Origin of the sequence: Rubrivirga sp. SAORIC476, assembly GCF_002283555.1 — a bacterium.
Taxonomy (GTDB): Bacteria; Bacteroidota; Rhodothermia; order Rhodothermales; family Rubricoccaceae; genus Rubrivirga.
The window spans coordinates 1,723,697-1,737,928 of record NZ_MVOI01000003.1; the positions used below are offsets into that span (position 1 = coordinate 1,723,697).

At 72.7% G+C, this 14,232-nt stretch carries 14 protein-coding genes; all 14 read left to right on the forward strand.

The features are described from left to right. The 14 genes from B1759_RS08985 (at nt 1) to B1759_RS09035 (ending at nt 14,205) form a co-directional block, all read left to right on the forward strand. The gene (locus B1759_RS08985; RefSeq protein ID WP_095514673.1) at nt 1-1,356 is read left to right on the forward strand and encodes a T9SS type A sorting domain-containing protein; all 1,356 of its coding nucleotides are present in this window, start codon (nt 1-3) and stop codon (nt 1,354-1,356) included. Further along, nucleotides 1,353-1,643 carry a hypothetical protein gene (locus B1759_RS08990; RefSeq protein ID WP_198948798.1) on the forward strand — a complete coding sequence of 97 codons (291 nt, stop codon included), beginning with the start codon at nt 1,353-1,355 and terminating at the stop codon, nt 1,641-1,643. The genes B1759_RS08985 and B1759_RS08990 overlap by 4 nt, the downstream gene beginning before the upstream one ends. 148 nt (nt 1,644-1,791) lie before the next feature. Beyond that, nucleotides 1,792-2,862 carry a sensor histidine kinase gene (locus tag B1759_RS08995; RefSeq protein WP_143537321.1) on the forward strand — a complete coding sequence of 357 codons (1,071 nt, stop codon included), beginning with the start codon at nt 1,792-1,794 and terminating at the stop codon, nt 2,860-2,862. A gap of 11 nt (nt 2,863-2,873) precedes the next feature. Continuing rightward, on the forward strand, nt 2,874-3,497 hold the full coding sequence (locus B1759_RS09000) for a response regulator transcription factor (RefSeq protein ID WP_095514675.1): 624 nt from the start codon (nt 2,874-2,876) through the stop codon (nt 3,495-3,497). Nucleotides 3,498-3,812: 315 nt separating this feature from the next. After that, nucleotides 3,813-4,556, forward strand: a complete 744-nt coding sequence (locus tag B1759_RS09005; protein ID WP_143537322.1) for a hypothetical protein — start codon at nt 3,813-3,815, stop codon at nt 4,554-4,556. Nucleotides 4,557-4,601: 45 nt separating this feature from the next. Beyond that, nucleotides 4,602-7,223: a DUF5916 domain-containing protein gene (locus B1759_RS09010; protein WP_095514677.1), complete on the forward strand. Its 2,622-nt coding sequence runs from the start codon at nt 4,602-4,604 to the stop codon at nt 7,221-7,223. Between the two features lie 270 nt (nt 7,224-7,493). Further along, on the forward strand, nt 7,494-7,607 hold the full coding sequence (locus B1759_RS19970) for a class III lanthipeptide (RefSeq protein WP_198948799.1): 114 nt from the start codon (nt 7,494-7,496) through the stop codon (nt 7,605-7,607). A gap of 123 nt (nt 7,608-7,730) precedes the next feature. Further along, on the forward strand, nt 7,731-7,847 hold the full coding sequence (locus B1759_RS19975) for a class III lanthipeptide (protein ID WP_198948800.1): 117 nt from the start codon (nt 7,731-7,733) through the stop codon (nt 7,845-7,847). A gap of 128 nt (nt 7,848-7,975) precedes the next feature. Continuing rightward, nucleotides 7,976-8,092 carry a class III lanthipeptide gene (locus tag B1759_RS19980; protein WP_198948800.1) on the forward strand — a complete coding sequence of 39 codons (117 nt, stop codon included), beginning with the start codon at nt 7,976-7,978 and terminating at the stop codon, nt 8,090-8,092. Between the two features lie 179 nt (nt 8,093-8,271). Beyond that, nucleotides 8,272-9,762, forward strand: a complete 1,491-nt coding sequence (locus tag B1759_RS09015) for a hypothetical protein (RefSeq protein WP_095514678.1) — start codon at nt 8,272-8,274, stop codon at nt 9,760-9,762. 4 nt (nt 9,763-9,766) lie between these two features. Beyond that, a complete protein-coding gene (locus B1759_RS09020; protein WP_158225187.1) occupies nt 9,767-10,939 on the forward strand; it encodes a lanthionine synthetase C family protein in 1,173 nt (390 codons plus the stop codon). Then, the gene (locus B1759_RS09025; RefSeq protein WP_095514680.1) at nt 10,936-12,630 is read left to right on the forward strand and encodes an ABC transporter ATP-binding protein; all 1,695 of its coding nucleotides are present in this window, start codon (nt 10,936-10,938) and stop codon (nt 12,628-12,630) included. The genes B1759_RS09020 and B1759_RS09025 overlap by 4 nt, the downstream gene beginning before the upstream one ends. Nucleotides 12,631-12,668: 38 nt before the next feature. Continuing rightward, complete coding sequence (gene pnuC / locus B1759_RS09030; RefSeq protein ID WP_095514681.1) at nt 12,669-13,256, forward strand: nicotinamide riboside transporter PnuC; 588 nt, start codon at nt 12,669-12,671, stop codon at nt 13,254-13,256. Beyond that, nucleotides 13,243-14,205, forward strand: a complete 963-nt coding sequence (locus tag B1759_RS09035; RefSeq protein WP_095514682.1) for an AAA family ATPase — start codon at nt 13,243-13,245, stop codon at nt 14,203-14,205. The genes pnuC and B1759_RS09035 overlap by 14 nt, the downstream gene beginning before the upstream one ends. Nucleotides 14,206-14,232: the final 27 nt, after the last annotated feature.

Consider the following 14,232-nt stretch of genomic DNA (forward strand, 5'->3'; position numbering starts at 1 on the left):
ATGTCTCGTTCGCTTCTCCTCCTCCTCGTCCTCCTCGCCGCGCCCGCGTGGGCACAGGAGTTCGAAGGCCTCGTCCTCAGTCAGGGCGCGTTCGGCGCCAACAACAGCTCCGTCGTGCGGGTCTCAGGCGTGTTCGCGCCGCCGTCGTCCTCCACGCTCGCCGGCGGGCGGATCTACACGCAGGGCGCCGAGATCATCGGCGACCACCTCTACCTGACCGCGGGCGACTCGTTCTCGGGCACCAGCCGCGTCGACGTGCTGGACCTCGGGACGGGCGCGCTCGTCGGGCAGATCACGCAGAACGTCCAGAACCCGCGCTACCTGGCCGAGGTGGGCACGGACAAGGCCTACGTCACGAACCAGGACTACAGCGGCGGCGCGTCGTTCGTGACGCCCCTCAACCTGGCGACCAACACGGCCGGGACGCCGATCCCGGTGGAGGGCACGCCGGAGGACGTGACGACGGTCTCGGTGGGGACTGCGACGTACGCCATCGTCGCACTGGGCGCGTTCGGAGGCAAAGACTCGCTCGCGGTCCTGGACCCGGCCACGGACACGCTGACCGGCTACATCGACATCGAGTGTGCGGCGCGGTTCGTGGTGGGGGTGTCGCCGTCGGCGTGGGCGGTCTGCACCGACACCGACGAGGCGGTCCTGGTGGACCCGGCCACGCGGACGGTCACGCGCCGGATCGCGTTCGGGTTCGAGATCGGCGACCCCAACGGCATCGGGCAGGACGCGGCCTCGATGCCGGGCATCCTTACCCGTCGCGGCCTCACACGAGACGGCGCCTTCGCAGCCATCTCGTCGGAGCGGGGCGTGATCGTGCTCACCAGCTCCGACGGCGACTACCGGCTCGTGGAGATCGACGACGCGGACACGCTGCCGATCACGGCGCTGGCGGCCTCGGCCGACGGCAGCGGCTTCATCCTCGGCAGGCCGGACCCGGACAACCCGTTCGGCGCGAACGGGACGGTCACGCTGCACCGCGACGATGGGACCCTCGTCGAGACGTTCGCGGCAGGCGTCTTTCCGTCGTACGTCGCCACGAGCCCCAACGGCTTCGGCACGACCGTCGAGACCGTCGACGCCTCCGGCCTCGGGCTCGCGCTGGACGGCCCCAACCCGGCCCACACGCGGACCGCGCTGGCGCTGACGCTCGACCGCAACGCCGACGTCCGGGTCGAGCTCTTCGACGTGCTCGGCCGCCCCGTCGCCCGGCTGGCCGACGGCGGCTTCGGCGCAGGCACGCACCGCCTGAGCGTGGACGCGAGCGGCCTCGCGCCGGGCACCTACCTCGTCCGCGCGGCCACCGAGGCGGGCGTGGTGACGCTGCCGCTGACGGTCGCCCGATGAGGATCGACCGCTGCTTCTGCTTCGACACGACCTTCGCCGCGCTGGCGGAGGTCGCCGACGCGACGGGCGCCGAGACGGTGCCCCAGTTGCAGGCCTGCGCCACGTTCGGGCAGAAGTGCAAGCTGTGCCACCCGTATGCCCGGCGGATGCTGCGGACCGGCCAGACGGTCTTCCACGAGATCGTAACCGAGGCCGACGAGCCAGAAGCCGCCCCCCGCCTCGGCGCCGAGGTGAAGGGCGGCACGCCGGCGTGCCGCCCCGGAACGCGAGCACCGACGCATCGGTGACGGCACCGCAGGCCCGCGCGTGCGAGGGATCATCCGTGAGCACGGGGAGTCTGCATCGGAGCCCCGTGCTCTTCGACGCACGATGTCCGCCGCATACATCGCTGTTCATTAGGGGTGTATGCGGCCTCGCTCCCCAGGCGACCCGATGGTGCCCCGCTTCTCTCCCTTTCTGCACGCGCCCGGACTCGGCCTGTGGCTGGCGCTCGGCCTGCTCGCCGCCGCGCCGGCCGCCCAGCCGACGGACCTCCCGACGCGGGGCGCAGTGGGGGAGGTCAGCAGCGGACTCCTGTACGAGTTCGAGACCCGTCCCGACTCGTCGGTCCTGATCCGCTCCAGCCGGGGCGACTCGCTCCGCATCGAGCCGTCGGCCCTTCGACGCATCTCGGCGGCCTACGGAGGCGACCTCACCGGCTCGGGCGCCGAGGTCCGGAGCGGCGTCGACATCGACGGCGGGGACCTGTCGCTCTACTACGCGCGCCGCATCCCGGTCCCGGTGGCGCTCGGCGTGTTCGGCCTCCTCACTCTGGGAGGGATCGCCTTCGCGGTCTGGGCGCTCCGGCGGATCGCCCGCGACGACCGCCGCAAGACCGAACTCCAGATGTACCGCCAGACGCTCGCCGCCGCCCGCGAGCGCGAGCGGCTCCGCATCGCGCGCGAGATCCACGACGGCCCCCTCCAGGCCCTCCACGCCCTCCGCCGCCTCCTGGAGGCGGACGGCCACACGGCCTTCGAGCAGGACCTTCTGGAGATCGTCCGCGAGTTGCGGCGGGTTGTCGAGAACCTGCGTCCCCCCGCGCTCGACCGGTACTCGCTCGCCGACGCCCTCCGCTCCCTCATCCGCCGGTTCGAGCGCCACAACCCCGGCATCGAGGTCGATGCGACGCTCGCCGCCGACTCAGACGCCGTGGACGCCTACTCGGACGAGCTTCGCCTGACCCTCTACCGGCTCACACAGGAGGCACTCAACAACATCGGGGCTCACGCCCGAGCGCACCACGTCGAGATCGCCTTCGACGCCCGTGCCGACCGGTACGCCCTGACCGTCGGCGACGACGGCGCCGGGTTCGACCCGGAGCGCCACCCCGACGACGACCGCAGCCACTTCGGCCTCCTCGGGATGCGTGAGCGTGCCGAGGCGGTCGACGCCCGCCTCACGGTCGCCTCTCGCCCCGGCCACGGCACCCGCCTCCGCCTCGACGGCACGCCCCGCCCCGCCTGACTCCCCCCCCCATGCTCGCTTCCATCCGCGTCGTCCTCGTCGACGATCATCCGCCGATGCGCTCCGGCATTCGGGCCCTCATCGAGCGCGAGGCCGAGCGCGGCGGCTGGGCCGTCGAGATCGTCGGCGAGGCCGGGACGGCCGAGCGGGGCCTCGACCTCGTGCGCAGCCTGAGCCCGAACGTCGTCGTGACCGACCTCGACCTCCCGGCCATGTCCGGCGTCGACCTCGCGCGGGCGATCCACGAGGAGGCCCTCCCGACTCGGGTCCTCGTCCTGTCCGCCTACGACGATGCCGCCTACCTCCACAGCCTCCAGTCATGCGGAGTCGCGGGCTTCCTGACCAAGGAGAAGCCTGCCGCCGTGATCGCCGAGGCGGTCCGGGCCGTCTCGCGGGGCGAGACCCGCTGGTTCGTGATGCCCCCCGAGGACGCCCTCGCCGAGCTGACCGACCGCGAGGCCGAGGTCCTCCGGTCGCTCGCGGGCGGACGCTCCAATACCGAGATCGCCGACGAGCTGGACATCTCCGAACACACCGTCCGCAACCACCTCACGAACGTCTACGAGAAGCTCGACCTGACGTCGTCGCGCGAGGCCGTCGCCTGGGCCTGGAAACACGGGATCGGCGAGAAATAGACGAGCCCGAGCCGGGCAGCAGAGACACAGCCACGCCTCTCGCATCGGGACGCGTCACAGGACGCCGCCCATGCCTCGACCTGCGGCCAGGGGCAGTGGCAAACACGGCACACCTGATATCTGAAGTGCCGACTTGACCTGCACGAATTCATAGCACGAGCAAAGAATCGAGCTCCACGCTGGGAACCAGGAGAATCCGACTAGTCCGCATGGGGCATGACGCTGAGGGGGCGATGCCGATACCGCCCTGTTTTGAGGTCCTGCAGGTCGGTTTGTTGAGGGTGTCCCCACGCCACCCCCTCCAGCACGCCCCGCATGACTGCCCCCCGCCGACGCTCTCCTGCCTCGCTTTCCCTCCTGCTCGCAGGACTCGTGCTCGCCGCGTGCGGCACCTCTCCGATGGGTCCGAGTGAGGCGCGACCCGCCCAGGTCGGAGACATCGTCGTTCGGAGTCAGGAGACGACCGCCGATGCGCCCCCGGCGCGTCTGACGGTCCGCCGGAGCGGCGGCCTGCCCGTCGTCCTCGACGCCGCCCGCCGCGGGACGTTCGACGCCTACTTCGACGTGGCCCTTCGCGCCGAGGGCGTCCTCGACCTGGACCTGGTCGACGCCGACCGCCCGGACCGCCGGGCCGTGCGTCTCCGCCAGACCCCGACCGACACCGGACACGACCTCCACTTCCTGCCACCGACCCGGACCGACCTGACGGTCGAGTACGTCGTCGAGGGCCGCGTCGTCCAGACCGAGCGCCACGTGGACGCCGACTCCGCCTCGTTCGGTGAGTCCGACGACTCCACCGAGTCGGTCCACTACTACCGCGACGGCGACGTCTACGTGATCGTCTACGACTTCACGGCCGACGAGCCCGCCTCGGTCACGACGCCCGGCGGCACGCCCGTCGAGCGGTGTACAGAGATCCGCGTCCGCCTCGACGCCGCCGTGCCCCCCCTCGACCGCCCCGCCCTCCGACTGAGCGGTACCGGCTGGGACGAGGTGCAGCTGGACGACGGGTCCGCGCGGCGCCTGGACACCCACCGGGTCCTGTCTCGCGCTCGCTAAACGCTGTCCCCACCTGCCTCCTCTGCCTCTGACCGCCCCTCGACCATGACCCGCGCCCTCCTCCTCTCCCTCTCCTTCCTCCTCGCCCTCGGCGTGACCGCCCAGGCGCCTGCGCCCTCCGCGGCGGAGGCCGTGCGAGCGGACGACGGGTCGCTCGTGGTCCGCGCCCCCCGTGTCGACGTCGCCCCCACCCTGGACGGGCGCCTCGACGACGCTGCCTGGGCCGCCGCCCGTCCGGCCGATGGCTTCCGACAGCAGACGCCCCAGCCCGGCGCGGCGCCCGCGTTTCAGACCGAGGTCCGCGTCGTCCGCGACGCCGACGCGCTCTACGTCGGTGCCCGGATGCACGACAGCGCCCCGGACTCGGTGGTCGCCCGCCTCTTCCGCCGCGACACGAACGGCTACTCCGATTGGTTCACGGTCCAGATCGACAGCTACGACGACGACCGCTCGGCCTTCGCGTTCGCCCTCAACCCGCGGGGCGTCCGCCGCGACTACCTCCTCTCCAACGACACCCAGCAGGACGACGACTGGGACGCCGTCTGGGACGGCGCCGCCGCGGTCCACGCCGACGGCTGGGTGGCCGAGATCCGCATCCCGCTCTCTCAGATCCGCTTCCAGAGCGGCACGCCCGAGTGGGGCATCAACTTCACCCGCCGGACGGCCCGCCTCGGCGAGACGAGCTCGTGGAGCCCGCTCTCGGTCCAGGACGACCGCTACGTGTCGCTCTTCGGCACCCTGGCGGGCGTGGCCACCGCCGAGCCCGGTCGCGGCCTCGAAGTCCGGCCGTACGCCGTCACCCGCGCCACCCGGGCGCCGGTCGTGGAGGGCAACCCGTTCGACGAGCGGGCCGCCCTTGCCAGCTCCGTCGGCGCCGACCTGACCTACCAGCTAGGCTCCGGCCTGACGGTGACCGCGACGGTGAACCCAGACTTCGGGCAGGTCGAGGCCGACCCCTCGGAGGTCAACCTCTCGGCCTACGAGACCTTCTTCTCGGAGCGCCGCCCGTTCTTCCAGGAGGGCACCGACATCTTCCAGACGACGGGCGCGACGCTCTTCTACTCGCGGCGCATCGGACGCGAGCCCTCCGCCATCGTGCCCGAGGCGCGCTACCTCGACGCCCCGGAGGCGTCGACCATCCTGGGGGCGACGAAGCTCTCCGGCCAGGTCGGCGACTGGAGCGTCGGCGCGCTCTCCGCGCTGACGGCCCGCGAGTCGGCCCCGTTCGTGACGGGGGCGGGCGTCGAGGGCGTCGCAGCGGTCGAGCCCGCGACCTCCTACAACGTCGTCCGCGCCCAGCGGCGCTTCCGCGACGGCGCCACCACGGTCGGCGCGATCGGGACGGGCGTCCACCGGATGCAGCTCGACACGCCGTCCCTCGCCGACCGCTTGCCGGGCGACGCCGTCGCCGGCGGGGTCGACGTCAACCACCGCTTCGGCCAGGGCACCTACCAGGCCTTCGCCGCCGCCTTCGGCAGCTCCGTCAGCGGCTCGGCCGCGTCCATCGCCCGACTGCAGCGCGCCTCGGCCCGCTACTACCAGCGTCCCGACGCCGACCACCTCGCGTACGACCCCGAGCGCACCCGCCTCTCCGGCGTCAGCGCGCTGGCGGGCGTCTCGAAGATCCGGGGCGCGTTCACCTACAGCGGCCTCGTGCTCGGGACGTCGCCGGGCTTCGAGCTCAACGACATCGGCTACCTCCGCCAGGCCGACCAGATCGCCCAGGAGGCGTCGGTCGCCTACACCCTGACGCAGCCGAGCCCGGCGGTCCGCTACCTCCGCCTCGCGCTCTACCAGAGCGCAGGCTGGACGTGGGGCGGCGAGCAGACGCTGCTCCGCCTCGCGCCCTCGGTCTCGACCACCTTCTCCTCGCTGTGGAGCGCGGCCATCAGCGGCGACTTCCGCACCGGCGCCCTCGACGTGGCCGCGCTGCGCGGCGGCCCGGCCCTCCGCACAGACCCTTCGGTGGGCGTCTCGGGCTCCGTGGCGACCGACCGCCGCCGCCCGCTCCGCCTCATCGCCGATGGTGCCGCTGACTGGCGCCTCGGGACGACCGGCCGGTCGCTCTCGGCCGGGTTGGAGGCCTCGTACCGCCCCGCCCCGAACGCGACCCTCTCACTCCGCCTGAGTGGCGCGCACGTGTCCCGCCCAGACCAGTACGTGACCACCCGGAGCCGGGCGAGCGCTCTCGACTACGTCGTCGGCCAGTTGGACCAGTCCTCGGTTTCGGTCACGCTCCGCGGCGACATCGCCCTCACGCCCGACCTGACGGTGCAGCTCTACGCGCAGCCGTTCCTCGCTGCGGGCCGCTACGACCGATTCGCCCGGGTCGCCGACCCCGGCGCCCGGCGCCCCGAGGACCGCTACCGCGCCCTCGACGCCACCCTGGACACGGACGGCGCGGCCTACGCCGTCGACGCCGACGCGGATGGCACGGCCGACTACGCCATCGGACGCCCCGACTTTTCCGTCGCGGAGATGAACACCAATGCCGTCCTCCGCTGGCAGTACCGGCCCGGCTCGGCCCTCTTCCTGGTCTGGAGCCGCGGGCAGTCGCAGTTCGACCCCTCGGGCACCCTCGACCCCCTCAACGGCTTCCCGGACCTGTTCCTGGCCGAGCCTCGCGACACCGTCCTCCTCAAACTCAGCTACTGGTTCGGCGGCTGACCCACCGCCCCTCTCGTCCCCCCTCCTCTCCACTCTCGATTCCATGACCCACGTCCTCGACCTCCAGCGCCTCGTCCTCGACACCGACACCTCTACCGCCGTGTGGAGCGACGTCAGCATCGGCTGCACCGAGACCTGCACGCGCTACTAACCCCCCTCGTGCGCAGAGGGCCTTCCCTCCGCGCCTCCTCCTGTGACGGGCGACTGCCTGTCCAGACTGGTCCCCCGGATTCGCCGGGACGGCCACCCTTCAATCAACCCCTCTACACCATGAGCAACATTCTCGACCTCCAGCGCCTCGCCATCGACACCGACGAAGACGCCGGCTGGAGCACCGTCAGCGTCAACTGCAACAACACCAAGGCCGAGGAGATCGGTCAGTAGACCCCCTCGACTGGCGGGCGCCCATCCCGGGCGCCATCGCCACCCCTCCTGCGGCGAGTGATCGCCCAGATCGGCCCACCGGATTCGCCGGAACGGCCACCCTTCAATCAACCCCTCTACACCATGAGCAACATTCTCGACCTCCAGCGCCTCGCCATCGACACCGACGAAGACGCCGGCTGGAGCACTGTCAGCGTCAACTGCAACAACACCAAGGCTGAGGCCGAGGTGGGCCGGTAAGGCGCCCTGACTGGCGGGCGCCCACTCCGGGCGCCATCGCCACCCCCCCTGTGACGGGCGACTGCCTGTCCAGACCGGTCTCCCGGATTCGCCGGGACGGCCACCCTTCAATCAACCCCCTCTACACCATGAGCAACATTCTCGACCTCCAGCGCCTCGCCATCGACACCGACGAAGACGCCGGCTGGAGCACCGTCAGCGTCAACTGCAACAACACCAAGGCCGAGGCTGAGGTGGGACGCTAAGACGCCCCGAGGCCACCGGACGCCCGGCGCTCCCGCGCCGCTGTCCGTCGGCCGCTCTCGCCCCACCGCGCCTTTTCATAGCCGCGTGTGGGGCGGGTGCCGGGGGGCCAGGATCCTTCCTCGCCCCCCGGCACTCGCCCCGCGCCCGTCGCAGGCCCCCTTCTTTCTCTCTCTGCCCCATGAGCGCCTTTCCCTTCGTCGACCCTCTCTACCACGAGCCCATCGGCCGGTACGCCCACTCGCCCGAGTTCGAGCGCGTCCTGACCGACGTGCTCCTCGAGAGTTGGTCCGTCGAGCGGAGCGGCGTCTGGATGGCCGCCCGGCCGCCCTGGCGACGGTACCCGGACCAGGGCTTCAAGCTCCACGTCTCGGCCGTCCCCGACGACGCCGAAGAGATCCTTCGCCGCGTCGCCATGATCTGTGGCGAGACGGCCACCGAGTTCAAGTGCGCCGCCGACCCGCGTCTGCTGAGCCACATCAACTCGAAGCGCGCCAGCCGAGGCTCGTCGGGCAAGTTCATGACCCTCTACCCGGAGTCCGACCACGCCTTCGAAGGACTGGCCGCGCGCCTCGCCGAGGCGACGGCGGAGTTCGACGGGCCCTACATCCTGTCCGACCGGCGCGTCCCCGGCAGCCGGTGCGTGTTCTACCGCTACGGCGGGTTCTCGCGCCGCTCGCGGATGCGCCCCGACGGGACGCGCGAGTACCTCATCCGCGGCGTCGACGGCTCGGACCTGCCCGACCGGCGGCAGCCCTTCTTCGCCCTCCCCGAGGGCATCGCGGACCCCTTCCCGCCCGAGGACGCCGCCAGCGGGGGCGACCTCCGTATCGGCGACCGATTCGAGATCCGGGAGGCGCTCGCGTTCAGCAACACCGGCGGCGTGTACCTCGCCACCGACCTCGCGACCGGCGCGGACGCGGTGCTCAAGGAAGCCCGCCCGCACACCAGCTCGTGGTCGATGCAGGACGGCTACCTCGACGCCGTCGGGATGCTGGAGCACGAGCACGCCGTGCTGACCGACCTCGCCGGGACCGGCGTGACGGTCCAGCCGCTCGGGCTGCACCGCGCCTGGGAGCACACGTTCCTGGCCCAGTCGTTCGCCCCGGGCGAGCCCCTCCGGTCGTTCCGCGGGCGCCCCGAGATCATCCTGACGACCCACATGGACGACCCCGAGCGGGTCGGCCAGTTCTGCGGCGTGTTCCACACTGTCGCCCGTGGGCTGCTCGCCGCTGTCCGCGCTGTCCACGAGGCGGGCTACGTGATCGGCGACCTGTCGCCGAACAACATCATGGTCGACGCGGACACGCTGGGCGTGACGTTGATCGACGTGGAGAGCGCGCACCGGCCCGACGACCGCGTGGCGACGCTGGCGCGAGGCTGGTACACGCCCGGCTTCCGTCCGCTCGACGAAGCCGGCCGCCGCGCCGTCACCCCCGCCGACGACCTGTACGCGGCCGGGATGGCCCTCTACAGCCTCGTGATGCCCGTCCAGCACTTCTTCCGCCTCCACCCCGAGGCCGCCCCGCGCTTCATCGACCGGTTCGTGGCGGCGGGCTTGCCCGAGGAGGTCCGCGACGTGATCGCGGCGCTGGCCGCCGGTGACGCCGACCGCGCGAGCGACCTCCTCGACACCTGGGCGCCCACGCTCTCTGTCCCCTCGTATGCCTGAACCGATGCCCGTCGCCTCCGCCCCTCCCAGCCCCCTCACCCGCGCCACGCCCGACCCGGTCCCCGCGTTGCCCGACGCCGTCGGCCGCACGGTCGACTTCGTGCTCGCCACCGCCGACCCGGACCGTACGGACCGCCTGTGGCCCGCCGACGCGCGGGTCTACGACACGAACCCGCTCAACCTCGTCTACGGCGCGGCAGGCATCGCCCTGTTTCTCGACGAGGTGACCGGGCGCGTTCCGGACGCCGCTCGGAGCTGGATGCTCGACCGCGTCCGCGAGGTGTCGCTGCCGCCGGGCCTCTACACGGGCGCGGCGGGCGTCGCCCATGTCCTCGCCCGCCTCGGGGAGGGCGCCGAGGCGGAGCGCCTGCTCGCCCGAGCCGCCCCCGCCGCCGCGGTCCTCGACGACCCGAGCCTCTTCCAGGGGCTCGCGGGCTGGGGCTGGGCGAACGTGGTGCACCACACTCGCACTGGACACGGCGACGCCCTCCAGCGCGCCGTTGACGCCGCGGAGCGCCTGATCGACCGCGCCGAGCGGTCGGACGACGGCTGGAGCTGGCCCTCGCCCGACGGCCCCGAGGGGCCGGTCCCGACGCCGCTGGGGCTGGGCCTCGGCGCCAGCGGCCCGGCGCTGTTCTTCCTCGCCCTCGCCCGCGCCACCGACGCCGTCCGCTACGGCGAGGCGGCGCGCAACGCGCTCGACTTCGAGCTGGCCCACGCCACGTCGGTCGACGGCGCGCTGCGGTGGGGCAGCGACGTCGAGTACGCCGGGTCGCGCCCGTACTGGTTCGGCGGGACCGCAGGCGTGGGGCAGGTCCTCGTCCACGCTGCCCGGGAGTTGGACGAGCCAGCCTACCTCGACGCCGCCCGCCGCGCGGCGGACGGGACCCGCGCGCTTCTGACGCCCACGCACGGGCGCATGTGGGGGCTCTCCGGCATCGGCGAGTTCCTGCTCGACCTGGCCCACGCGACGGGCGAGGCGGTCTACCGGGAGCGCGCCTGCGCTGCGGCCGACGGCGTGCTCTGCTACCGCGTGGAGCGGCCCGAGGGGCTCGCCTTCCCGAGCCGCCACCTCCGCCGCCTCTCCAACGACCTCTCCACCGGCGCCGCCGGGTGCGGGCTGTTCCTGCACCGCGTCGCCACCGACACCCCCCGCGACCTCCTCGACCTCCCGTGAGCCCGACTCCCCCCTCGCTGTCCACCCGCGACCTCGCCCGCTGGGCGGCGCGCCACCTGGCCCCGCACAAGGGCCTCCTCGCCGTCGTGCTGACGGTCGAGGCGCTGGCGGCGGCCACGGCGGGCATCGTGGACCCCCTCCTGATGGCGGGGATCGTGGAGAGCCTGACCGACGGCGCGACGGGCCTGTTCGTGCGCCTGATCGTGGCCGCGGTCGTGGTCTCGACCGTGCTGCGCGGGCTGACCTACGTCTCGTCGGTGGTCCACCGGAAGCTGACGAACGCGCTCACGGCCGACCTTGTGGGAAATGCGTTCGAGTCGTTCTCGGAGCGGGCCCCGGCGAAGGTCGCGGCCCACGAGCCCGGCTACCACCTCTCGCGCATCTTCGACGAGCCGCGCCGCGTGGCCGAGACGGTCCGCGTGGCGACGTCGATCGTGCGGAGCGCGCTGCTGGCGGTCGGCGCGCTGGGGCTGTGCCTGTACCTCGCGTGGGAGGTCGCGCTGGGCCTGGCCGTGGTGGTGCCGGTGCTCGTCGCGCTGTCGCGTCGGTACGGGGGCCGCGTGGCGGCCGAGACCGTCCGGGGCGATGAGGAGGAGGCGACGCTCCGGTCCCACGTGGGCCGTTCGGTGCGCGGCCACGTGGCCACGCAGACGTTCGGGCTGGGGGCGGTGGTGAAGCGCTACGTGGGCGGCGCGCTCGACCGGCTCCTGGCGACGCGCTACCGGCGGACGCGCGAGGCCTCGCGGCTGCGGTCGGCGAGCGCCCTCTTCCTGTCCTACGCCGAGAACCTCGTGCTCGTCGGCGCGGGCATCCAGGTGCTGCGCGGCGCCCTGACGGTGGGCGGCCTGTTCGGCTTCACGAAGGCGTTCTGGCACGTCGTCGGGGCGACGCGCAAGCTGGTGGACCTGCTGCCCGAGGTGGCGACGGCGAAGGGGCAGGTGGAGCGCTACCTCGCGTACACGACCGACGCAGCGAGCGAGGCGCCGAGCCCCTTCCACGAGGCCGACACGCCGGTCACGCTGCTCCGCGACGTCTCGTTCGGACACGGCGCCGATGCCCTGTTCGAGCACCTCGACCTCGCCGTCCGCCCCGGCGAGCGGGTGCTGATCTCCGGCCCGAACGGGTCGGGCAAGTCGACGCTGGCGCGGCTGCTGGTCGGCGCGCTCGCCCCGACGGCGGGCCACGCGATCGTGCCGCCGCTGGCGTCGATCAGCTCGGTGCTGCTGCCGTTCGGTTTCCCGCCGGGCACGGTCCGCGAGTACCTCCAGCTGGACGAGCGGTCCGGCGTCGAGCAGGCACGCATCCTGCGCCTCGCGTCGCGGCTCGGGCTGGACCCTTTCCTGGACCGCGACCCGGATGGGCTCTCCCAGGGCGAGAAGCGACGCGTCCAGGTGCTGCTGGCCCTCACGAAGCGCGCGGCCCTCTACGTGTTCGACGAGCCCCTCTCCAACGTAGACGCCCGCGGCCGCGACCTGCTGATGGACACGATCCTGGAGGAGACCGAGGGCGCGGCGCTGCTGGTGATCCTGCACGGCGGCGACCGCTACCACGCGGCGTTCGAGCGCCACCTCGCCATCGACGGCGGAGCCGTCCGCGAGACGGCGACGTATGCGGGCGAGGCCGACCGCCCGGCGGCGTGGGGCGGCGGCACCCGGGCCCGGCGCGTGCGGACGCCCTCGGAGTCCGCCTGATCTCCCGCCTCGGCGCCGAGGCGGGGTAGCTTCGGCGCATGGAGCCTCTCGAAGTCGCCGGCAACGTGTTCACGCTGGCGTCGGTAACCCTCGCCCGCCGCAACAGCGTCCACACGTGGTGGACGGGGCTCGTGGCGGTCTCGCTCTACGGCGTCATGTTCTTCGGCGTCAAGCTCTACGCCGACGTGGTGCTGCAGGTGTTCTTCTTCGGGACGTGCGTCGTCGGGTGGCGGCAGTGGCTCCACGGTGGCGCGGGCGGCGGGGAGCTGCCGATCTCGGACCTCACGGACCGCCAGCGGTGGATCGCCGGGGCGGCGGTGCTCGGCGCGGCGCTCTTCTTCGGGACGATGTTCGGGCAGTTCACGGACGCGGCGCTGCCCTACGCCGACTCGTACATCCTCGGCGGCAGCGTCGTCGCGCAACTGCTGATGATGCGCCGCAAGCGGGACCACTGGTGGATCTGGATCACGGTCGACGGGGTCGCCATCGGGGTGTACGCGCTGAAGGGGTTGTACCTGACCTCGGCGGTGTACGGCGTGCTGCTGGTGCTGTGCGTGCAGGGCGTCGTGGAGTGGCGGCGGCTCTACGCGGCGCAGGGCATCGCCCCGGCAGATGCGGTACGCTAGCGGCCTCGTCGTCGGCTCGTTCGCGCCGCTGCACCCGGGGCACCAGCTCGTGATCGAGACGGCGCGGGCGGCGTGCGACCGGGTGACGGTGATGACGTGGGCGAACCCCGACATCGCGACCATGCCCACCTCGGTGCGCGCGGGGTGGGTGCGGCGGCTCTACCCGGACGTGGAGGTGCTCGCGTTCGAGGCGGCCGAGTGCCCGCCGGACGACGCGCCGGACGCGGTGCAGCGGGCCTTCACAGCGTCCCGCCTTCCGCATCCCGTCGACGCGGTGTTCACGAGCGAGGCCTACGGCGAGGCGCTGGCGGCGCACCTCGGCGCCGTGCACGTTTCCGTCGACCCGGCCCGGGAGCGGGTGCCGTTGTCGGGGACGCAGATCCGGGCCGATCTTCCGGGCCACATGGAGCACCTCGATCCCGTCGTCCGCGCCCACTTCGTCGAGCGGGTCGTCTTCCTCGGCGCCGAGTCGACAGGCAAGAGCACGCTGGCGCAGGCGGTGGCCGAGGCGCTGGACGAGCCGTACGTCGAAGAAGTCGGGCGGACGCTCTGGGTGGCGGCCGACGGCGACCTGCCGCTGGCGGACTACGTCACGATCTGCCGCGAGCACGTGGCCCTGGAGGACGCGGCGGCGGAGCGGGCGCGGCGGTTCGTGTTCGTGGACACGAACGCCATCACGACCCAGCAGTACGCGTTCTTCTTCTTCGGCACGTGTCCCCCGGAGGTCCAGGCGTATGCCGACCGGTGCCGGGAGCGCTACACGCACGTGTTCGTCTGCGCGGCGGACATCCCGTTCGACCAGGACGGGACGCGGGTGCATCCGCAGGTGCAGCAGTACATGGACGGGGCGATCCGCAACGACCTGACGATCCGCGGGATTCCGTACACCGTGGTGGGCGGGACGCTGGCGGAGCGGGTGGCCGCGGTGCGGGCGGCCCTAGGGGCGTGAGGAGGCCCGCCTCGGCGCCGAGGCGGG